The sequence below is a fragment of the Microbacterium sp. 69-7 genome, assembly GCF_001897985.1.
In the GTDB taxonomy this organism is placed as follows: domain Bacteria; phylum Actinomycetota; class Actinomycetes; order Actinomycetales; family Microbacteriaceae; genus Microbacterium; species Microbacterium laevaniformans.
Window position 1 is genome coordinate 1 of the sequence record NZ_MKRU01000019.1, and the last position, 21297, is coordinate 21297.

Here is a 21297-nt window from a genome sequence, read left to right on the forward strand (position 1 = left end):
CCGTGTGCGACGACGAGCTCGTGCGCGCGCTCGGCATCCCGGGCAGCGACCGCGGCCACGATCTCCCGGTGCTCGGCGGCGGCGTGGGCGCGGGAGGCGGCGCTGCGCACCTCGAGCCAGCGCGTGCGGCTGAGGCGCACGAGCGTGCCGGCGATCGCGTCGACCAGGAACGGATTGCGCGACAGTCGTGCCAGGGCGACGTGGAAGTCGCTGCCGTCGCGCAGTACGGCGTCGGCGTCGTCGTGCTCGCTGCCGGCACGGGCGATCGCGCCGAGGCTTTCCAGTTCGGCGTCGTCGGCGCGGTCCACCGCGAGTGCGACGACGGCGGTCTCGAGCGCCTCGCGGTACTCCATGAGCGCGCGGATCTCGCTGAGGTCGATCGGCGTCACGCGCCAGGTGCGGTCATCGCGCCGTGTCAGTCCCTCGTTCTCGAGGCGCATGAGGGCGGCGCGGATGGGGGTGCGCGACGCGCCGAGCATCGACTCGAGTCCGCGTTCGCTCAGCCGCTCACCCGGCAACAGGTCGAGGGACAGGATGGCGGCGCGCAGGCGCTCGTACGGACTGCCGGTCTCGGGGGAAGTGGTCACGTCGCTCCTCTGGTGTACCAGGGTGGTATACCAGAGTGTACCCGACGGAGGATCAGACGATGCCGAGCACGAACACGACGACAGCGACGCCCACGCGGGCGTGGGTGATGCTGGCGCTGGGGGTGTTGGCGCAAGCCGCCGGAACCCTCCTCGTCTCGGCGCCGGCCTACCTGATCCCGCTCCTGCACACTCAGCGCGCCATGCCCCTCGCTCAGGCGGGTCTGCTCGCATCGGCGCCCACTCTCGGCATGGTGTGCACGCTCGTCGTGTGGGGCGTGCTCACCGACAGGTACGGCGAACGGCAGATCATCGCCGGCGGGCTCGTCCTCACCGCCGTGTTCTCGCTCGCTGCCGCCGCAGCGAGCAGCGACGGATATCTCGTTCTCGGCGTGCTCCTCGCCTTCGGTGGCGCCGCCTCGGCCAGCACGAACGCCGCGAGCGGTCGCGTCGTGATCGGCTGGTTCCCGGTGCAGCGCCGGGGGCTCGCGATGGGCATCCGCCAGATGTCCCAGCCGCTCGGTGTCGCCACCGCTGCGCTGACGGTTCCACCGCTGGCCGAGGGCGGGCTCGCCGCGCCCTTCGTCGTCGCCGCGGGGGTGACCGGCGCGCTCGCCGTGCTCTGCGCTTGGGGCATCCGCAATCCACCGCGCCCCGCGCGCCGCATCGGCCCGGCGGATGCCGCGACCAACCCCTATCGCGCCAGCGCGTTCCTCGTCCGCATCCACGTGGCCTCGGCTCTGCTCGTCGTCCCGCAGTTCGCGCTCTCGATCTTCGGCCTCGTGTGGCTGGTGACAGCGATGGGATGGAGTGCGGCGGCGGCCGGCGCGCTCGTGGCGGCGTCGCAGTTCGTGGGCGCGCTGGGCCGGATCGTCGTCGGCCGCCTCAGCGACCGCGTCGGCACGCGCGTCGGCGTGCTGCGGTGGGTGGCCGGCGCCGGTGTCGTGGCGATGGCGGCGCTCGCAGTCGCCGGCGCCGTGCACGCCGACGCGCTCGTCGGCGTGCTGTATCTCGTCGCGTCCACGATCGCGGTCGCCGACAACGGCCTCGCGTACACGTCGGTGGCCGAAGCGGCCGGACCCTTCTGGTCGGGTCGCGCCCTCGGCATCCAGAACACCGGGCAGTTCGTCGCGGCGTCGGCGGTCGGCCCGCTGGTCGGGTCGCTCGTCACCCTGGTCGGCTACCCCCTCGCCTTCGCGCTGGTCGGCGCGACGCCGCTCGCCGCGCTCGCGATCACTCCGCGCCGAGACCGCGGCATGCACGGTTAGCGTGGTGTCATGAACGACCCGCATCGCTCCACCGTCGTCGTCTCCGGTGCCGGCACCGGTATCGGCCGTGCCGCCGCCCTCCGCCTCGCCGCATCCGGTCGCCACGTCACCCTCGTCGGCCGCCGGCGGGCACCGCTCGAGGAGGTCGCCGCCCACGATCCGTCGTCGTTCCTGGTCGCGGATGCCGATGTCAGCAGCCCCGACGGTGCACGCCGCGTGGCCGGTGCCGTGCGAGAGGCGGGACTCGGCTGCGCGGGCGTCGTCGCCTCCGCCGGGGGCAACGCCCCCGCGGCGTCCGACGACAGCCTCGAAGCAGTCCGCGATCACTGGCGTGCGGGATTCGACCTCAACGTGATGACCGCGGTCCTGCTGGTCGAAGCGCTGCGACCCGCGCTGGAAGCCGACGGGGGACGCGTCGTGCTGCTGTCGTCGGTCTCGGCCCTGCGTGGCTCGCGGACCGGTTCGTACGGGGCGTCCAAGGCTGCCCTGCACGCGTGGATGTTCGATCTCGCCGCGCAGCTGGGCCGCTTCGGCGGCACCGCCAACGTCGTCGCACCGGGATTCGTGCCCGGGACCGAGTTCTGGGCGGGGGTCTCGGACGACGTCGTGCAGAACCGCATCGCGCAGACCCTCGTCGGCCGGGTGGGCACGGCCGAGGAGATCGGCGGGATCATCGCCTGGCTGCTCGGTCCGGATGCCGGGTGGGTTACCGGCCAGATCGTCTCTGCGAACGGCGGCATGGTGCTCGGACGCTGAACGCCGCCGGTCACTCGGCATCCGCCGACTCGCATCGGCGCGGGATCAGTGCAGATCGTGGAGCCGTCGCAGCGTCTCCTCGGCGCCGCGACCGTCGCGCTCGGCGAGCTGGCGTCGCAGCGCGTCGAAGAGGTCGACGCGACCGGCCGCTGCCGTGAGGAACGGGTCCCAACCGCGCAGATTCCGCTCGATCGCCAGCGCCACCTCGCGAACGACGCCGATGAACACCGTGTTGTGGGTGGCGCGGGTCATGAGCTCGAACATCTGCGTACAGCGGGAGAACAGCGACGCGATGTCGCGGTGCGCCGCGCTGTCGACGACGGTGCCGGCCACCGCGACGATGTCGTCGAGCTCGTCGTCGGTGGCGTTGGCGAGCGCGAGACGGATCGCGTTGCCCATGAGGTAGGCGGTGAACACTCCGGTTTCGCGTCGCACGCGCTCGTCGGGCACGGACACGCGGGTGTAGCGCCCGACGGCGATCTCGACGAGGCCGAAACGCTCCAGACGCTGCAGAGCCTCTCGCACGGGAGTGCGCGAAATGCCCAGCTGTGTCGCGATGTCGACGTCGCGCAGCCGTTCTCCGGGCGCGAGGGAGCCATCGACGATGGCCGCGCCGATGCGCGCGTAGACCTCATCGCTCAGGCTCACGCCAGTGGTCAGATCGTTGTGATCGATCGGGTGTAGATAAGCAGACATCTTGGTGAGACGGTTCGGGTCATCTCAGAGACGAGTGTACGGCCGCCGCCGCCCGCCGCGGGAGCGTGTCAGGCTTGCCACCTTTGGCTGTGTTCTTGCAACGTTTGTGTCACCTTGTCTCATCTGATACTGCGCGAGGCCATGCCGACCGTTAGCGTGGAGCCCGTCGGCGCACTCGCGTCGTCATCGCACGTCAGTAAGGCAGTTCATGAGCACCAGCGGTACCGTCAAGTGGTTCAACTCGGAGAAGGGCTTCGGGTTCATCGCTCCCGATGAGGGCGGCGCTGACGTCTTCGCCCACTACTCCGCCATTCAGTCGGGCGGCTACCGCTCGCTCGAGGAGAACCAGCGCGTCGAGTTCGAGATCGCCCAGGGCCCCAAGGGCCTGCAGGCGGAGAACATCCGACCCCTGTGAGTTCGACGGCCCGCTTTCGAGCGGGCCGTTTTCACGTCGGAACGAGCCGTCGTCCGCACCTTGTGTGACGGCGGCTCGTTCGTCGTGAGCGAGGATCACTCCAGATCGAGCCGCACGATGTGCTCGGCGCCGACGGCGGCAGCGGCGATCGCCGCGCAGCGCCCCTCTTTCTCGGCCGAGCTCAGTCGGCGTGAGACGCGGACTCTTCGTCGATGAGCAGCAGTGCCCGCAGCTGCGCCGCATCTTCCACGGCGGCGGACGCGCCATCGGCCTCGTGTGGCCAGCTGAAACCCCAGCGCACGAAGATCACCGGCACCCCCTGTGCGGCGCCGCCCTCGACGTCGTGGTGACGGTCGCCGATGAGGACCGGACGGCTCGTGTCGACTCCGGCCGCGTGTAGGCGGCGGAGGGCTTCGGCGACGATGTCGGACTTCGACGCGAGCGTCTTCTCATCGGGGGTGGAGCCCACCATCGCCGTCATGTGCGGCGCCAGGTCGAAGTGCTCCATGAGGGCGACGACCTGCACCTCCGGCTTCGAACTCGCGGTCGCCTGAGCGATGCGTGCGGTGTCGAGGTCGGCGATGATCTCGGCCACTCCCGGGTAGAGCCGCGCTCCCGTGGTGTACCCGTCGGCCTTGCCGAGGGTGCGGTAGTACGCGACGGCCTCGGTGGCCTGTTCCGGCGTCATGCCGACGTTGTCCTGGAACGAGTTGAACATCGGCGGACCGATCCAATGCACGAGCTCGTCACGCGTCGGCGCGGGCTTGCCGAAGTGCTCGAGGGCGGTCGTGAGACGGCGGAGAATGCCGTCGGAAGCATCGACGAGGGTCCCGTCGACGTCCCAGAGCACGCACGTGAAAGGGGATCGCATCGTCATGGGTCCAGCCTAGGGTGCTGTCAGAACAGTCGCGGCGCGCCCGATTCGACGCCCTTCATACCCTCGTAGTCGAGTGTCACGCAGCAGATGCCGCGGTCGCCGGCGAGCGTCTTGGCTTGCGGTTTGATCTCCTGGGCGGCGAACACTCCTGCCACCGGCGCGAGGTGGGGGTCGCGGTTGAGCAGCTCGAGGTACCGGGTGAGCTGCTCAACACCGTCGATGTCGCCGCGGCGTTTGACCTCGACCGCGATCGTGCCGCCGTCCGGGTTGCGCAGCAGCAGATCGACGGGGCCGATCGCCGTCGGGAACTCCCGGCGCACGAGAGTGAGACCCTCCCCGATCACGTCGACCTGCTCGGCGAGCAGCCGCTGCAGGTCGGCCTCGACACCGTCCTTCTGCAGGCCGGGATCGACGCCGAGCTCGTGCGACGAGTCGTGCAGCACCTCGTAGATCCGCACGAGCAGGGCATCGCCGGTCTTCGCGTGGGTGACCCGCCAGTGTTCGATCACGCCGGCCGACGCCGACTCGGCATCCGGCGCCTCGACGCTGAGGGTGCACGGGGGGCTCATCCAGTTGAGCGGGGCGTGCTGGATGTCTCGATGGAACGCGACGGTCCCGTCGGCCTTGATCATGATCAGGCGAGTCGCCAGCGGAAGATGGGTGTTCAGCCGTCCGGAGTAGTCGACGGAGCAGCGGGCGATGATGAGACGCACCCGTCCAGTCTCGCAGGGCGCGCGGGAAGAACCCGCGCGGTCGCTCAGAAGGGTGGCACGGATTCCGCTGGTGCATGCGGTGGTGGGTCGACCGTGAACGCCACGAGGGGGACGGGGGCGTCTTCTCGGTAGACCCGTCCGGTGGGTGAGGTCCATTCGAGGATGCCGCCGGGGTGTTGTCGCACTCTCCAGGAGGTGAACTGCTTCATCGAGTGGTGCCGCTGACACAGGTGGGCGAGGTTCCAGAGGGCAGTGGGGCCGCCCTGCGCGTGGTCGACGGTGTGGTCGATCTCGCAGCGGATCGCGGCCCGTCGGCATCCGGGGAACCGGCAGTGCTGGTCGCGGGCGCGGAGAAATCGGCGCTGCGACTGTGCGGTGCGGTACCGATCGACGGCGAGGACGGTCCGCTCTACCGGGTCGGTGAGGATCCGGGTGAGCGTGGGCGCGTTTGCGGCGAGAGCGCGGGCGGTGTCGGCGTCGACCGGGGTACGTCCGACGAGGTCGGCGGGTCCGTCGTCGGCGTCGAGCAGGGTGAGTGCGGGGACGATGACCTGAACCTGCGCACGGATCGCGCCCAGGGCCCCGGGCCGGTCGCCGACCGCGCTGGGGTCGACGGTCGGGCTGCCGGTGAGCAGCATGTCGCTGAGCACGTCGGCGCGAATCTGAGCCATCGTCCGCGTATCGCCATCGCCAACGCCGTCGCCCTCGTGATGGCGGCTGTCGGCGATCACCATCGCCTGCTGCGTAAGACGGTCGAGGATGCCGTGGGCGATGACCGTCGGCACTGTCGCGACGAGGTCGGACATGCCATCAGCCCCGGGGATCACCCGGACCCGGCGGCACGCGCTCGCCGTGCGGTGGCGCTCGGTGAAGGAACGCTCCGCGGTGCGTTCGGCGAGAATCTCCACCGCCGCCCGCACCCGGTTGGGCGTATCCCCCTCACAGAGCCGGATCGCCTCCGCTTCGAACTCCGCCCGCCGCTCGGCGGGAACGAGCCCGCCGGCATCCACGATCACCCGCACATGACCACGCGTGATCCGCTCCGCCTCCCACGCGTCGAGGGTCGCGGGGTAGCTTTCGACGAGTTCACGCGCCTCACCGATCCGCTGCTGCACCGTCCGATCGGTCACCCGCAGCACCCCACCCAGCTCCGCCGCGATCGAGCGCAACACCATGTCGTGCTCCCGCACCGACCCCCGCTGTGCCGCCGCCTCCCGCTCCGCGAGCTGACCCGCCCGCGCCAGCACCCGCACCTCCGCGACCTGCGCCGCCGTCACAGCGCGAGCCACCGCCTCAGTGTCCGCAACGAGACCCGACAGTACAGCCACGAACCGGCCGCCGCTGTCGGTCTCGATGACGCCCCCCGGCGCGATCTCCGTCATACCCCGAGTGTACGGCGACCTTCGGACATTTGTTCGATCTACCCACAGGTGACCCTCGCGGCATCCCGGGGAGAGCGACCGCCTCAGTGGTGGCCCGCGCCCACCTTCGACCCCGCGATCGGCTTGGCGGCGCCGGATGCCAAGCCGCTCATGGCGATGAGCCCGACGATGATCCAGAGGGTGTTCAGGATGCCGATCTGGTGGCTGACCCAGCCGAGCACCGGCGGTCCGCAGAGGAAGGCGACGTAGCCGATGGTCGCCGCTGCGGAGACGGACGCCGCGGCCCTGCGAGGATCGTCGGCCGCAGCCGACATGCCGAGGGGGAAGCCCAGCGACGCGCCGGCGCCCCACAGGGCGACGCCGATGAAGGCGATCGGAATGTTCGGCGCGAGAATGAAGACGACCAGGCCCACCCCGGCGGCCACCGACAGGGCGCGCAGGGTCCACACGCGACCGATGCGGTCGACGAGCGGGCCGCCCACCGCGCGGAACACCGTCATCGCGACGGAGAAGACCGTGAGGAAGACCGCTCCGGTGGCCTCCGACCCGTTGTGACCGTCGACGACCGCGATCGTCAGCCAGTCGTTCGCACTGCCTTCGGCGAAGGCCATGCCGAGGATGATGGCGCCGATCGCGTAGGTGCGCGGATCGCGCCAGACCTCGAGCGCGGCGTGCAGACGCTCACGGCGCGCCGGAGACGCGGCATCGGGGTCGACCGTGACCTGCGCCTGCAGGGGGATGGATCGCAGCGCGTTGGCCGTGATCACGAGCCAGACAACGGCCACGGTGCCGAGGTGCCACGATGCACCGACGCCCCAGGCCGTCATCGCGACGCCGATACCGGCGCCTGCGACGGTGCCGAGGCTGAAGAACGCGTGGAAAAGCGGCATGAGAGTGCGCTCGAACGCCTGCTCGACCTCGGCCGCCTCGACGTTCATCATGACGTCCGTGGCGCCGAAGCACAGGCCGAGGGTCGCCAATCCGATCACCGTCAGGGGATAGGACGACAGCGCGTCCACTCCCAGCGCGGCCAGGAACAGGCCGATGGCGATGCCCACGATCGTGACGGACAGTCCGCGCTTGGCGCCCCAGCGAACGACCACGACGTTGGCCGACATCACGCCGATGAGCGAGCCGACACCCATGGCGAACAGCAGGATGCCGACCTCGAAGTCGTCGATCGCGAGGTTCTGCTTGACGGCCGGCAGCCGCGACGCCCAGGACGCGAAGGTCACGCCGCACAGGAGGAACAGCGTGAAGATCGAGGTCCGCCAGCGGACGAGCTGGCGGCGGTCGAGGCGGGAGCGTGAGATCACCCCCTCACTGTATCCACATTTCTCGAATCGATTCGATGCCTCGACGACGAGCGCGCCACATCCCCGATCCCCGGCCCGAAACGATTCGACGCGGGTTAGCATCGGGGAGTGACGAACCGCCGGGCCACCATCGCCGACGTCGCCCGCGTCGCGGGCGTCTCGCCGTCGACGGCCTCCGTCGTCTTCAGCGGCAAGACCCCGGTCTCGGACACCACGCGACTGCGGGTCATCGAGGCCGCCGACTCCCTCGGCTACACCGGGCCCGACCCCCGCGCCGCCTCGCTGCGTCTGGGCCGCAGCGGCATCGTCGCCGTCGTCGTCGGTTCATCCTTGAATTTCATGTTCGTCGACCCCGTCCAGCGACTCCTGATGGACGGGCTCGCCGAAGCCGTCGCCCCCCTCGGTGCGGGCCTCCTCCTCCTACGCCGCGACGCCGAGCTCGACATCGAGAACGCCCCCACCCTGACGACGGCGTCCATCGACGCCGCGGTGCTCATCGGCTGCGATGGGTCGCTCCGCGCGTCGCTGCCGATCGTCCAGGCCCGCGGCATCCCCGTCGTGGTGGTCGAAGGAGACGCCGGCGAGGGCATTCCCCGCATCGCTCTGGACAACCGTGACGCGCAGCGGCGGGCGGCGCAGCACGTCCGCGATCTCGGCCACACCCGCGTCGCGATCGTCACGCTGTGGCAGGACGCCGCCGGCACGGTCGGGTGGATCGCGCCGGACGCCGAGATCGCGGTCGACGTGACGCGCGATCGTCTTCAGGGAGCTCGTGACGTCTTCCCCGACGCGCCGGCCTTCGCGTGCGCGGGCAGCTCCATCGACGACGGATTCGCCGCGGGGCGCGTGCTGTTCGCCGACCCGCGCACCCGGCCCACCGCCGTCATCGCGCAGAGCGACCTTCTGGCCGCCGGTGTCATCCGCGCCGCCGAGGATGCCGGTCTGCGCGTGCCCCAGGACGTCAGCGTCACCGGGTTCGACGGCGTTCCCGTCGACGGGCTCGCCCCCTACGAGCTGACCACGCTCGTCCAGCCCGCGACGGTCAAGGGCCGCGCGGCAGGCGCCGCGATCGCTGCGATGCTCGACGGGCGTGAACCGGAGTCGGTCGACCTCACTTCCACATTCCGCATCGGTAATACGACCTCGCGCGCCGGGTGACACCAGGCGCCCGGTAGACTGGCCTTGCGACCCCCGCGACCCGTCAGGAGGCCAGATTGCTCGTGTTCCTGGCTGCGTTCGCGGTGATTCCGCTGGCGCTGCCGTGGCTGGTCGGGCGAATCGGCTCGCGAGCATTCTTCGTCGCAGCGCTGCTGCCGGTCGTGGCCTTCGTCCACGCCGCCATGGCCACGCCCGAGGTCATCGCCGGTCGGGTGCCGGCCGAGTCCCTCCCTTGGATCCCCCAACTCGGCATCGATCTCTCGATGCGCATGGACACCCTCAGCTGGGTCCTCACGCTCATCGTCACCGGGGTGGGAGCGCTCGTCCTGCTGTATTGCCGCTGGTACTTCGACGGCAAGACGCAGGGCGTCGGCCTGTTCGCCGCGGTGCTCCTCGGGTTCGCGGGGGCGATGTACGGACTCGTCCTGACGGACGACATCATCGTGCTCGTGATGTTCTGGGAGATCACCAGCATCCTGTCCTACCTGCTCATCGGCTTCTACCACGCGCGCGGCGCGAGCCGACGAGCCGCCCTCCAGGCCCTGCTCGTCACGACACTCGGCGGACTCGTGATGTTCGTCGGCGCGGTCATGCTCTCGGTGATCTACGGCACGAACAGCATCACCGCGATCGTGAGCGATGCGGCGGCCCTGCGGCCGGGAAGTGACGGACTGCTCGCCACCGCGATCGTTCTGCTGCTGGTCGGTGCGCTCAGCAAATCGGCCATCTTCCCCTTCCACTTCTGGCTCCCCGGTGCGATGGCCGCGCCCACGCCCGTGAGCGCGTATCTGCATGCGGCCGCGATGGTCAAGGCCGGCATCTATCTGATCGCCCGGCTCGCGCCGGCGTTCGCCGAGAACGAGCTGTGGCGACCGATCGTCATCGGTCTGGGAATCTTCACGATGCTGCTGGGCGGCTTCCAGGCGTTGCGCGAATCCGATCTCAAGCGCATCCTCGCCTTCGGCACGGTGAGCCAGCTCGGCATGCTGACCGTCGTGCTGGGCTACGGAGAGCGAAACTCCGCGCTTGCGGGTCTCGCGCTGCTGATCGGCCACGCGCTCTTCAAGTCGGCGCTCTTCCTCATCGTCGGCATCATCGACCGCCAGCTGTCCACACGCGACATCGGCGAACTGTCCGGCGTCGGGCGCCAGGCGCCCACGCTCGCCGTCGTGTCGATCATCGCCATCGCATCGATGGTCGGATTCGCTCCCACGGTCGGCTTCGTCGCGAAAGAGGCGGTGCTCACCTCGCTGCTCGAGGGCGGTACCCGCCCGGATGCTCTCATCCCGCTCCTCGGCATCCTTCTCGGCTCGATCCTCACGACCGCGTACGGCCTGCGTTTCGTATGGGGGGCGTTCTGGACGAAGAAGGATGCCGCGGGTGCGGCCCGCCCCGTCACACCGTGGCCCGATCCTCCCCTGGGCTTCCTTGCGGCGCCGATCCTGCTTGCGGCGTTGACCCTCGCCGCGGGCTTCACGGCCCCGCTGCTCGACACGGCGTTCTCGGGCTACGCCGACACACTGCCCGCCGTCGGCGGATACCCGTACCATCTCGCGCTCTGGCACGGGTGGGAGCCGGCGCTGTTCCTCTCGCTGGGCAGCATCGCGCTGGGCGCGGTGGTGTTCGCCGTCGCGCAGCGCACGGGACGGATGCCGCATCGCGTGCTCCCCTTCACCGCCGCCGATGTCTACAACCTGGTGCTCCGCCTGATCGCGCGCATCGCGGTGTGGACCACGACCTTCACTCAGCGCGGATCGCTGCCGGTCTACGTCGGCACGATCTTCGTCGTGTTCGTGGCGGCCGAGGGCACGGCACTGTTCGCCAGCGGCGACTGGCAGATCTCGCTCGACGCCTGGCAGACGCCCATGCAGCTGGTGGTCGCGCCGATCATGATCATCGCGGGGATCTTCGCGGTGCGGGCCCGAAAGCGCTACACCGGCGTCGTGCTGGTCTCGGCGACCGGACTCGGCATGGTCGCCCTGTTCGCAACCAGCGGTGCGCCCGACCTCGCGCTGACGCAGATCCTCGTCGAGACGGTCACCCTCGTGGCGTTCGCGCTGGTGCTGCGTCGGATCCCCGCGCGCCTGGGGGAGCACAATGCCTCCGTCAAGCCGATCCTCCGGGCGATCCTCGCCATCGCGGTCGGCGCGACGATGGCGATGGTCGCGATGGTCGCGACCGGAGCGCGCGTGGCGACGCCGATCTCCGAGCGTTTCCCCGACCTCGCCTACGAGCTCGGACACGGGAAGAACGTCGTGAACGTGGCCCTCGTCGACCTGCGCGGCTGGGACACGATGGGAGAGCTGTCGGTCCTGATCCTCGCCGCCACCGGTGTGGCCTCGCTCGTGTTCGTCACCCACCGCTCCGATCTCATCTCCCGGTCGATCTCGGCGCTGCCGACGGGCGTCACCCGCACGCGACGTCCCCTCATCGAAACGGCGGAGGGACCGCGGCCCCGCGGAAGCGATCCCGACAGCACGCGTCAGACATGGCTCGTGGGCGGCCAGAAGGTGCGCCCGGAGAACCGGTCGATCCTGCTCGAGGTCATCGTGCGGATCCTCTTCCACACGATCATCGTCGTGTCGATCTACCTGCTCTTCGCCGGTCACAACCTCCCCGGCGGAGGCTTCGCGGGAGGGCTCGTCGCCGGCATGGCGCTCGTCATGCGCTACGTGGCGGGCGGGCGATACGAGCTCGGTGCGGCGGCCCCCACGGATGCCGGGCGTCTGCTCGGCGCCGGGATGGCGCTCGCCGTCGCCACGGCGGTGCTGCCGCTGCTGTTCGGTCTGCCGCCGCTGAAGAGCGTGTTCTGGGAGGCGGAGATCCCGATCATCGGTCACATCGAGTTCGTGACGTCGACCCTGTTCGACATCGGCGTCTACCTCGTTGTGGTCGGCCTCGTGCTCGACGTGCTGCGTTCGCTCGGTGGCGAGGTCGACCGGCAGACGCAGGAAGTTCGCGAGCGGGGGGTGATGGTCTCGTGACCGTCTCGGCCGTTCTCATCGTCATCATGGCCGCCCTCTTCGCGTGCGGCGCCTACGCGATGCTCGAGCGCAGCCTCACCCGCGTGCTGATCGGCTTCCTGCTGCTGGGCAACGCGACCAACCTGTTCCTGCTGGTCGTCATGGGCCGCCCCGGCATCGCCCCCTTCTTCGGCGCGGGTGACGTCGATGAGATGAGCGACCCACTGCCGCAGGCGCTGACGCTCACGGCGATCGTCATCACCTTCGCCGTCTCGGCCTTCCTGCTCGCGCTCATCTACCGCTCCTGGCAGTTGGGCCAGGCCGACACGGTGGTCGACGATGAGGAAGACATCGCCGTGCGTGATCGCGGTGCGGTCGAAGAGGACGAGATGGACGACGAGACGTCCATCGAAGACGACGACGAGGATGCGACGACCGACTTCATCGGCACCGAGACGGCCCCGATCACGGTGCTGCACCACCGCGACCTCGACGGCATCCGCGACGACGCACCCGTCGATCGCCCGGGTCGAGACGGCCGAGACGGGGGTGATGCGCGGTGAGCGCTCTGGTTCCCCTTCTCGTCGCCCTGCCGCTGCTCGGCGCGGGCATCGCGCTCGTCTTCGGTCGCCAGCGCCGCGTCCAGGTCGGTGTCTCGGTCATCACGCTGACGCTCGTGGCGGCGATCGCCGCCGTGCTCCTGTACACCGTCGACTCGTCGGGGCAGGCGATCGCCGTGTCGGTGGGCGGCTGGCCGATCCCGTTCGGGATCGTGCTGTACGTCGATCGACTCGCGGCGCTGCTCGTCGTGATCTCGAGCATCGTGCTGCTCGCGGTTCTGCTCTTCTCCGTCGGGCAGGGTGCGGCCGACGGCGACGACGACACCCCCGTGACGATCTTCCACCCCTCGTACCTCATCCTGTCGGCGGGTATCTTCAACGCGTTCATCGCGGGCGACCTCTTCAACCTCTACGTCGGCTTCGAGATCCTGCTGGTCGCCTCCTACGTGCTCATCACCCTCGGCTCCACGGAGTCGCGCATCCGCGCCGGGGTCGTCTACATCGTCGTCTCGCTCGTCTCCTCGATCCTCTTCCTCGCCGCCATCGCCGCCATCTACGGGGCCCTGGGCACCGTGAACATCGCACAGCTGGCCGAGCGGATGACGGAGCTTCCGGATTCGACGCAGCTTGTCCTGCACCTCATGCTGCTGCTCGCGTTCAGCATCAAGGCTGCCGTGTTCCCTCTGTCGTTCTGGCTGCCCGACTCGTACCCGACCGCGCCGGCCCCCGTCACCGCGGTCTTCGCGGGACTGCTGACGAAGGTCGGCGTCTACGCGATGATCCGCACCGAGACGCAGATCTTCCGCGACAACGACGTCAACACCCTGCTGCTGATCGTCGCGCTGGCGACGATGATCGTCGGCGTCCTCGGCGCGCTGGCGCAAGCCGAGCTCAAGCGCATCCTGTCGTTCACGCTCGTCAGCCACGTCGGCTACCTCGTGTTCGGGCTCGCGATCGCGACGCCCCTCGCCCTCGGCGCGACCATCTACTACATGGTCCACCACATCATCGTGCAGACCACGCTCTTCCTCGCGGTCGGCCTCGTCGAGCGTCGTGCCGGCTCGACGTCGATCCTGAAGGTGAAGGGTCTGATGCGTGCCGCACCCCTGCTGGCGGTGCTGTTCTTCATCCCGGCGATCAACCTCGGCGGCCTGCCGCCGTTCTCGGGCTTCATCGGAAAGCTCGCGTTGTTCGACGCCGCGGCCGAGGTCGGCACGCCGCTCATGTACATCCTGATCGTCGGCGGCATCGTCACCTCGCTGCTCACCCTGTACACCCTCATGCGCGCGTGGAACCTCGCCTTCTGGCGCGAGGACGACGACCACACGGAGGAGACCGGTGTCGTCGACCGCATCTCGTACCTCGGCGATGCCCCGGCGGCCGATGACGAAGGCGCCCGCCGCGTCATCCCGCGCATCATGACCGCCACGACGGCGGGGATGGTCGCGGTCACCGTCGCCCTCACGGTCTTCGCCGGTCCTCTCTACACGCTGTGCGCGAGCATCGGCGATGCGCTGCTCACGCCCGTCACGCTCGTGCAGCTCGACGATGGGGGCGGATCGTGAGCCCGACATCATCGGTGGCCGCCGCCGTCTGGCGCCAGCTTCCCTTCTTCGTGTGGCTGGTCGCCCTGTGGATGCTGCTGTGGGGTCAGTTCACGGTGCTCGCCGCCGTGACCGGCGTCGTCGTGGCGCTCGTGGTGACCCGCGTGTTCCGACTGCCGGCGGTCGAGCTGTCGGGACGGGTGAACCTCTGGTATGGCCTCGTCTTCGTGGTGATGTTCTTCCTCGCTCTGATCCGTGGATCCTTGCTCGTCGCGTGGCAGACCCTCAATCCGCGGCGCTATCCGGGCACCGCGGTGATCGCGGTGCCGCTGCGCACCGACGACGACCTGATCATGGCGCACGTCGGGGTGACCGCCTCGCTCATCCCGGGCTCGCTGATCGTTGACGTCGACCGTGACCGCCGCATCCTCTTCCTGCATGTCCTCGGCGTCTCGTCGGATCGCGACGTCGAGAACCAGCGACGCGCGGTGCAGGGCTGGGAGTCGCGGATCGTGCGGGCCGTCGGCTCGCGCGCCCAGCTGGAGACGATCCGCGCGGCGGGCGCCCAGACGCCGCGCGAGGGGGGTGCCGGGCTGTGAGCGTCCTCATCGTCGCCATCTACGTCGTGTTCGCGATCGCGGGCGTGCTCACGCTCTGGCGCATCATCGTCGGACCGTCGATCCTCGACCGCGCGGTGGCATCGGACGTGCTGCTGACGCTCGTCATGTGCGCCCTGGGCGCGGACATGGTGATCAACCATCACACCCGGTCGCTTCCGGCGTTGCTGATCATCGCCGCCGTCGGCGTCTTCGGCTCCATCGCCGTGGCGCGCTTCGTCGCACGGAGGGACAACACCGACCGATGAACGACATCCTCGACATCGTGGCCCTGGTCCTCGTGCTCATCGGCGGCCTGCTGTGCATCACGGCCGCGATCGGGCTGCTGCGCTTTCGCGATGTGCCGACGCGTCTGCACGCAGCGACGAAGCCGCAGGTGCTCGGGCTCATCCTCATCTGCCTGGCGATCGCGCTCTCGCTGCGTAGCTGGCCGGTCGTCGCCTTCCTCGTCCCCGTGGTGATGATGCAACTGGCCACGGCGCCGCTGTCAGCGCACATGGTCGGGCGCCAGGCCTATCGCAACGGCACGATCGACGAGCGCTCGCTGTACGTCGACGAGCTCGACGAGGCCCGTCGGACGCCCCCCGCCGCGGGCGGCTGAGCGCGAGAACTCCTCCCCATGGGCGGATGTGCCGGGGATGCCGATGCCTCCTGTGGACAACGGCGCGAGCGCCCGGCATCCCCGGCACACTGGACGAGTCGGGGGCCGGACCGTCAACTGGGGGGTCACGGGTCCGGCCCCGATACTCTTCGCCGGGTGCGGCCGGGCGCACTCGGGTGTTCGGGGTGAGGACCCCCCGAACCGGGGATCAGGACCGGTCAGTCGGCCGATGTGCTCGGCGGGTGCGGAGTGTGTACTGGAAGCACCGCTCCAGAGAGGCACCGCACCGTGACGACCACGACCCCACCACCCCTGACGCTCGAGCCGGCGCTCCCCGACGACCTTTCCGACTTCAGCACGCGCCTCCAGGCGTCGTTTGCGCCAGCGGTGGAGAGGGAGACGGGACACCCCAGCCCCGAGCCCATACCCAGCGACCAGGAGCTGGCAGCGTCGTTCGATGCGCCCGGCGCAGAGGTCTTCCAGGTCATCCAGGGGGGCGAGCGCGTCGGGGGCGCGGTCGTCGTCCCTGGGCGCGAACCCGGCCACCGGTCGCTGGAGCTGTTCTTCATCGACCTCGGTCGAGAAGGTCAAGGACTCGGGCGGCTGGCGTGGCGGGCGATCGAGGAGCACTATCCCGACACGAGGGTCTGGGAGACCTTCACCCCCCACTTCGAAGTGCGCAACATCCACTTCTACATCAACGTCTGCGGCTTTCACGCGGTGGAGTTCTTCCACGAGGGGCATCCTCACCCGGAGCCGCCCGGCGGTCCGACCCCTCCGGAGGGGTCGGCGGAGAGCTTCGACGGTGAGGACCGGGGCTTCCGCTTCGAGAAGGTGATGCCGACGCGGTGACGCGGCCGGAGCAGGGATCTCAGGGCGCGAGCGAGGGCGTGTGCGCCATCCCGAACTCGTGCCGTAACACGCTGCGTGCCGCGAACCATCCCGACTGCCCGCGGACCCCCGGACCGGGACTCGTCGCGGCCCCACAGAGGTAGACGCCCGGCAGAGGCGTACGCCACGGCTCGGTGCTGAGGACGGGGCGCGCGAGCAGCTGACGCAGTGTCGCGGCGCCGGCCGCGATGTCGCCGCCGATGTAGTTCGGGTTGTCGGCTTCGAGCTGGGCGGCGGTCGTACTGTGCGACGCGATGATCACATCGCGAAACCCGGGTGCGACGTTCTCGATCGCCCGGATCACGGCCTCGGTCTGGTCCACCGTCGAACCGGCCGGCACGTGCGTGTACGCCCAGAGGGCGTGGTGGCCTTCGGGTGCGCGGGTGGAGTCGAAGACCGACGGCTGCGAGACGAGCACATAGGGGGATGCCGCGTGTCGCCCGGCGAGCACGTCGCGCTCGGCCGCGGCGATCCGGGCACGCGTGCCGCCGATGTGCACGGTGCCGGCTCCGGCGATCCGTTCGTCGGCCCAGGGGACCGGCCCCGACAACGCGAACTGCACTTTCGCGGAGCCGCTGCCGTAGCGGAATCGCTCCAGGCGTCGTCGATAGGACCCCGGCATCCGCTCGCCGGCGAGCCGCACGAGCGCTCGCGGTGTGACGTCGAGCACCACCGCGCGGGCGGTCAGCTCGTCGAGCGAGGTGATCTCATGGTCGAGAACGATCTCGCCGCCGTGTGCGCGAAGGTCGTCGGCGAGAGCGTCCGAGATCGCCTGCGAGCCGCCGATGGGGATCGGCCAACCGCCCGCGTGCGCGTGTGTCTGCAGGGCGAGCCCGGCGGCCGCGGCGACCAGGCTCGGCTGCGGCGCGATCGCGTGGGCGGCGACACCGGTGATCATGGCCGGTGCGACGGCGCCGGTGAACGGCGCATCCCACGCGGCGCTGCCCTGGACGAGCGCGCGCACACCGAAGCGGGCGGTGACGAGCGGATGCGGCGGCACGCGCAGCAGCGGGGACCCCGTGAACCGGGCGATCTCCCGCGCGCGGCTGGCGAGAGGGGCGATCAACCGTCGGTAGGCGGCACCGTCGCGGCCGAGGCCGTCGACGGTGCGCTCCAGGTCGCGGTACGCGATGCCGGAGCCGCCGTCGGCGGGGCTCAAGGGATGCGCGAACGAGATCTCCGGCGTGACGAACTCCACGCGCCGCGCGAGCCCGAACGCGCGGAAGAAGGGAGAGGCGAGCGCGAGCGGATGCACGGCTGAGCAGGTGTCGTGGCGGAACCCGGGTGCCACCGTCTCGGCGGTGCGGGCTCCGCCGCCGAGCTGTGCCATCCGTTCGAAGACCCGCACCGACAGGCCCGCCCGCGCGAGCGTGACAGCGGCGGCCAGGGCGTTGGGGCCCGATCCCACCACCTCGACGTCGGTCATGCCCGCCCCGCCCCGGCGTCGTGTCGCGGACGGCGAGTCCGCCGCGAGCCGCCGAAAGTGGCGGATGATCGCTCGCCGTCGAACTGCCGAGCGCTGGTCGCCATTGAGTCTCCTCCGGGTCCCTTCCGATCGTAGAGGCCTGCGGGTCGGCGCCGGTGGGGGTGACGCGCGGATGCGCCTGCCTGCCCCCGCCTCTCCGCCTCTCCGTGTTCCGTCTTCAGTCTCTGCCGGCTCACGCTCGGCCGGCCGACCCGGAATCCCGCGGGTGGGGCTGGTCGCCGTGCTCTCGCGGACTGAATACGGAACGTGGCGCGGGAGGGCGGGCGGAGTCCGCGCCACGGTCTACCCGATCAGGCTCGGCTGCAGGTCGCGGAGCGTCCGGCGGTGTGTCATCCGTGTCACTCCCACGGCCGCCAGGGCCAGCGCCCCGCCGAGCCACAGCAGCAGCACACTGATGTCCGTGCCGACGCGGGCGAGATCGCCGCCGTACATCAGCTGGCGCATGGCGTCGACGACGTATCCCATCGGCAGCACGTGGTGCAGCGCCGCCAGCGGCGCCGGCAGCGTCTGCCAGGGGAAGGTCCCTCCCGCCGTCACAAGCTGCAGCACCATGAGTACGAGGCCGACGAACTGGCCGACCGAGCCCAGCCAGACGTTCAGCGCGAGGATGATCGCCGCGTAGGTGAAAGAGGCGAGCATCAGGATGCCGAGAGTGCCGAGCGGGTTGGCGAACCGGAAGCCGAGGGCGAAGGAGAGCACCCCGAACAGCGCAACCATGCCCACGCTGCCCAGGAAGGCAGGGGTCAGCCAGCCGGCGATGGTCACCCGGAGGGGCGAGCGCAGCGCCGTGACGGCTCGGCGCGAGATGGGCTTGACGATGAGGAAGAGCGCGTAGATGCCGATCCAGCCGGCGAGAGCAGCGAAGAACGGGGCGAGTCCGGCGCCGTAATCTCCCGCCGAGGTCTGCGCGCTCGAGCTCACCGCGACCGGATCGGAGATGGTCTTGGCCTGAGCATCACGGGTTGCGGCATCCGTGTCGGGAATCGCCTGCACTCCCGACGCCAGTCCGTCGCGCAGCTGTGTCGCGCCGCCGGCGACCTGACCCGTCCCGGACGCGAGGGTCGCAGCCCCGGCCGCCGCTTGGGTGGCGCCGTCGCGGAGCGAGCCGGCGCCGCCGGCGACCTGCGCCGCCCCGGAGGAGACCTGTGCGGCGCCGGAGGCGACCTGCGCCGCCCCAGAGGCCAGCTCGTCAACCTGCGACACCGCGGCCTGAAGGCGGTCGTTGCCGCTCACCGCGGCATCGCCGATGGGATCGAGCGCAGCGAGCACCCGGTCGATCGTCGGCTGGTCGACTCCGCGGTCGGCCAGCAGTTTCGCGATGTCGGTGCGGGCCTGCGGGATCGCGGCGACCACCTGCTGCCCTGCGGATGACGCGCGATCCGCGTAGCCGTCGAGCGTCGCCGTGCCTGCCGACACGCGGTTTGCTCCGTCGGCGACCTGCGCGGCGCCCGAGGCGACCTGGTTCGCACCGTCGGTGAGCGTTCCTGCGCCCTGCGCGAGCGCCGCGGTGCCCTGCGCCAGCGTCGTGCTGCCTGCGGCGACCTGGGAGGCGCCGTCGGCGAGGGTGGTGGCACCGTCGGCCGCCTGCACGAGCTGGGCGCGGATGTCGGCGAGGCCTCCGAGCAGGCGCGACGCCGCCTCCTGACCGACGAGCTCGGCGACCGAGCGACGGATCTTCTCGACGGCCTGCGTGCCGATGGTCGAGGCCAGGTAGTTGTTGGCGTCGTTGGTCTGCAGCCCGATCGTCGCCTGGTGCGGTGCGGTACCGCCGGAGGAGACGAGGGCCGCGGAGAAGTCCGAGGGGATCGTCACGATGAAGTCGACCGTGCCGTCGTGGAGCGCGGTCGCGGCATCCGCCTCGCTCATCGCACGCCAGTCGAAGGCGTGACCGTCGATGAGCTGCTGCGAGACCTGGCTGCCGTACTGTGCCGCATCGCCGCCGGTCCCCGACCCCTCATCGAGGTCGACCAGTGCGACGGGAACCTCCGAGAAGTGCCCGTACGGGTCCTGGTTGGCCCACAGGTAGAGCCCGCCGTAGAGGACGGGCACGAGCATGAGGGCGACGAGGGCGATGACCGACATCCGCGTCGCCGTGAGGCGCCGCAGCTCGGCAGCGATCATGGCGGGGATCTTCATCGGTGGCCTCCAGCGAGGGGAGCGGTGGTGCGCAGGCGCACGCGACTGGGCTTGAGGACCCGGGCGCTGGAGGGATGTGGCGCCAGGGATGCCGAGGTGTCGGCCAGTGCAGCAGCGGCTGCTTCGCCGGCGATGACGAGCACGGCGAACCCTCGGTCGGCGAACTCCTCGGCGAGCTCCCACCACTGGGCGGGGTCGCCGCCGTGGCGGTCGGGGGAGACGAGGACGAGGCCGTCGACCCCGGGACGCGCGGACGCGAGTTCGAGAAGAATGCGCAGCCGGTGCGCCGGTGCGAGGTCGGCGATCGGCAGTCGCGCCGACGATCGGAGGTCGTGCTCGTCGAGCCACCGCCGTGCCGACAGCGGGTCGGATGCGAGGCCAGCGAACATGAGCTCTTCGGCGACGACACCGGCCACGGCGATGTTCGGCGCGGGCTCGCTGACATCGGGGGCATCGACGAGGGCGACACGACGGCGCAGCGCGTTGCGGGCGCGGCGGTCGGTGGCCTCGTCGAGTGCGACGGTGCCGGCATCCGGGCGCATCCGCCCCGATGCGATGAGGCCCAGCACCGTGGGGCGCTGCTCGGTCTCGGCGACCGCGAGGGTGGCGCGGCCGCTGCGGTAGCTGAGGCTCGTCGCGCCCAGGGCCTCTCCGCGGCGGCCCTTCTGCACCCCATCCAGACGCACGCGCATCAGTTCGCCTCCAGCACATCGGGGTGGGCGTTCAGCAGCGCTTCGGACTCGCGCCAGGACAGTCCGGCGATGCTGAGGACGGCGCGCACGGCGAGCGAGGTCGCGATCGGTGACGACGCGTCGATGCGGCTGACCGCGGCGCGCGCCGTCTCTTCGATGAGACGCGCGAGGGTCGGGGCGGCCATGTCGACGCGGAGGGTGCCGTCGTCCTGACCGGCGCGGACGACATCGACGAGGGCGCGCCGCAGAGGTGCGAGTGCGGTAGCGGTCTGTTCGAGGTGGCTCTCGTCGAGCGCGAGAGCGGCGGCGACCTGCACATGCGCGGCCTCGGTCCACAGCGCCGCCGTCAACCGGGCCAGGGCGAGCGGAGGGTGCGGCTCGTCGAGCGACGAGGCGATCGCGTTGAAGCGCTGGGCGCCCGCGGCGATGAGCTCCGTGAGCAGCGCCTGGCGGTCGTCGAAGTGTCCATACAGTGCACGCCGTGACAATCCGGCGGCGCGGGCGATCTGGTCGATCGAGGCAGACGGGTCGAGCGCCAGGGTGGTCGCAGCCGCCTGCAGGATGCCGGCACGGTTGGCGGCGGCATCCTTTCTCGGGCGTCGAAGGGGTGCGGGGGTGGTCACCCGGTCAGTGTATTAACTT

General features: G+C 70.4%; 21 protein-coding genes. 11 read left to right on the top strand and 10 right to left on the bottom strand.

Annotation, left to right across the window (positions count from 1 at the left end; genetic code table 11):
* Positions 1 to 587, bottom strand: a 587-nt coding sequence (locus tag BGN98_RS01990) for a GntR family transcriptional regulator (RefSeq protein ID WP_288119215.1), incomplete at its 3' end; no start/stop codon positions are given.
* 59 nt (positions 588 to 646) lie between these two features.
* Here BGN98_RS01990 and BGN98_RS01995 point away from each other — a divergent pair.
* On the top strand, positions 647 to 1852 hold the full coding sequence (locus BGN98_RS01995) for an MFS transporter (protein WP_288119217.1): 1206 nt from the start codon (positions 647 to 649) through the stop codon (positions 1850 to 1852).
* A gap of 9 nt (positions 1853 to 1861) precedes the next feature.
* Positions 1862 to 2608 carry an SDR family NAD(P)-dependent oxidoreductase gene (locus tag BGN98_RS02000; protein WP_061683402.1) on the top strand — a complete coding sequence of 249 codons (747 nt, stop codon included), beginning with the start codon at positions 1862 to 1864 and terminating at the stop codon, positions 2606 to 2608.
* A gap of 45 nt (positions 2609 to 2653) precedes the next feature.
* On the opposite strand, the gene BGN98_RS02005 is transcribed toward BGN98_RS02000, so the two are convergent.
* Positions 2654 to 3304, bottom strand: coding sequence for a GntR family transcriptional regulator (locus BGN98_RS02005; protein WP_288119219.1), 651 nt, complete (start codon positions 3302 to 3304; stop codon positions 2654 to 2656).
* Positions 3305 to 3512: 208 nt separating this feature from the next.
* On the opposite strand from BGN98_RS02005, the gene BGN98_RS02010 reads away from it, so the two are divergent.
* Complete coding sequence (locus tag BGN98_RS02010; protein WP_028496198.1) at positions 3513 to 3719, top strand: cold-shock protein; 207 nt, start codon at positions 3513 to 3515, stop codon at positions 3717 to 3719.
* A 181-nt stretch (positions 3720 to 3900) separates the two neighbouring features.
* On the opposite strand, the gene BGN98_RS02015 is transcribed toward BGN98_RS02010, so the two are convergent.
* The 4 genes from BGN98_RS02015 to BGN98_RS02030 all read right to left on the bottom strand — a co-directional run bounded on the left by BGN98_RS02015 (position 3901) and on the right by BGN98_RS02030 (position 8007).
* Complete coding sequence (locus BGN98_RS02015; protein ID WP_288119223.1) at positions 3901 to 4596, bottom strand: HAD hydrolase-like protein; 696 nt, start codon at positions 4594 to 4596, stop codon at positions 3901 to 3903.
* A 20-nt stretch (positions 4597 to 4616) separates the two neighbouring features.
* Entirely contained in the window at positions 4617 to 5309 is a 693-nt protein-coding gene (gene nucS, locus BGN98_RS02020; protein WP_288119225.1) for an endonuclease NucS, read from the bottom strand.
* Positions 5310 to 5353: 44 nt separating this feature from the next.
* Positions 5354 to 6691: an HNH endonuclease signature motif containing protein gene (locus tag BGN98_RS02025; RefSeq protein WP_288119227.1), complete on the bottom strand. Its 1338-nt coding sequence runs from the start codon at positions 6689 to 6691 to the stop codon at positions 5354 to 5356.
* Between the two features lie 83 nt (positions 6692 to 6774).
* Positions 6775 to 8007, bottom strand: a complete 1233-nt coding sequence (locus BGN98_RS02030) for an MFS transporter (RefSeq protein ID WP_288119229.1) — start codon at positions 8005 to 8007, stop codon at positions 6775 to 6777.
* Positions 8008 to 8115: 108 nt separating this feature from the next.
* Here BGN98_RS02030 and BGN98_RS02035 point away from each other — a divergent pair, with 108 nt between their 5' ends.
* The 8 genes from BGN98_RS02035 (at position 8116) to BGN98_RS02070 (ending at position 16302) form a co-directional block, all read left to right on the top strand.
* Complete coding sequence (locus tag BGN98_RS02035; protein ID WP_288119231.1) at positions 8116 to 9165, top strand: LacI family DNA-binding transcriptional regulator; 1050 nt, start codon at positions 8116 to 8118, stop codon at positions 9163 to 9165.
* 56 nt (positions 9166 to 9221) lie between these two features.
* The gene (locus tag BGN98_RS02040; RefSeq protein ID WP_288119232.1) at positions 9222 to 12149 is read left to right on the top strand and encodes a Na+/H+ antiporter subunit A; all 2928 of its coding nucleotides are present in this window, start codon (positions 9222 to 9224) and stop codon (positions 12147 to 12149) included.
* Positions 12146 to 12691, top strand: a complete 546-nt coding sequence (locus BGN98_RS02045; protein ID WP_036286822.1) for a Na(+)/H(+) antiporter subunit C — start codon at positions 12146 to 12148, stop codon at positions 12689 to 12691. The genes BGN98_RS02040 and BGN98_RS02045 overlap by 4 nt, the downstream gene beginning before the upstream one ends.
* On the top strand, positions 12688 to 14253 hold the full coding sequence (locus BGN98_RS02050) for a Na+/H+ antiporter subunit D (RefSeq protein ID WP_288119236.1): 1566 nt from the start codon (positions 12688 to 12690) through the stop codon (positions 14251 to 14253). The genes BGN98_RS02045 and BGN98_RS02050 overlap by 4 nt, the downstream gene beginning before the upstream one ends.
* Positions 14250 to 14831: a Na+/H+ antiporter subunit E gene (locus BGN98_RS02055; protein ID WP_288119238.1), complete on the top strand. Its 582-nt coding sequence runs from the start codon at positions 14250 to 14252 to the stop codon at positions 14829 to 14831. Before BGN98_RS02050 ends, BGN98_RS02055 begins: the two co-directional genes overlap by 4 nt.
* Positions 14828 to 15097: an MrpF/PhaF family protein gene (locus BGN98_RS02060; protein ID WP_288119240.1), complete on the top strand. Its 270-nt coding sequence runs from the start codon at positions 14828 to 14830 to the stop codon at positions 15095 to 15097. The genes BGN98_RS02055 and BGN98_RS02060 overlap by 4 nt, the downstream gene beginning before the upstream one ends.
* Entirely contained in the window at positions 15094 to 15450 is a 357-nt protein-coding gene (gene mnhG / locus BGN98_RS02065) for a monovalent cation/H(+) antiporter subunit G (RefSeq protein ID WP_288119241.1), read from the top strand. The genes BGN98_RS02060 and mnhG overlap by 4 nt, the downstream gene beginning before the upstream one ends.
* 288 nt (positions 15451 to 15738) lie before the next feature.
* Complete coding sequence (locus tag BGN98_RS02070) at positions 15739 to 16302, top strand: GNAT family N-acetyltransferase (RefSeq protein WP_288119243.1); 564 nt, start codon at positions 15739 to 15741, stop codon at positions 16300 to 16302.
* Positions 16303 to 16321: 19 nt separating this feature from the next.
* Here BGN98_RS02070 and BGN98_RS02075 read toward each other — a convergent pair whose 3' ends face one another.
* From BGN98_RS02075 to BGN98_RS02090, 4 genes are all read right to left on the bottom strand, one after another.
* Positions 16322 to 17767, bottom strand: a complete 1446-nt coding sequence (locus tag BGN98_RS02075) for a phytoene desaturase family protein (protein WP_288119245.1) — start codon at positions 17765 to 17767, stop codon at positions 16322 to 16324.
* 342 nt (positions 17768 to 18109) lie between these two features.
* On the bottom strand, positions 18110 to 19963 hold the full coding sequence (locus BGN98_RS02080; RefSeq protein ID WP_005054802.1) for a YhgE/Pip family protein: 1854 nt from the start codon (positions 19961 to 19963) through the stop codon (positions 18110 to 18112).
* Entirely contained in the window at positions 19960 to 20655 is a 696-nt protein-coding gene (locus tag BGN98_RS02085) for a hypothetical protein (protein WP_005054805.1), read from the bottom strand. The genes BGN98_RS02080 and BGN98_RS02085 overlap by 4 nt, the downstream gene beginning before the upstream one ends.
* Positions 20655 to 21278, bottom strand: coding sequence for a TetR/AcrR family transcriptional regulator (locus BGN98_RS02090; protein ID WP_005054806.1), 624 nt, complete (start codon positions 21276 to 21278; stop codon positions 20655 to 20657). The genes BGN98_RS02085 and BGN98_RS02090 overlap by 1 nt, the downstream gene beginning before the upstream one ends.
* Positions 21279 to 21297 lie beyond the last annotated feature (19 nt).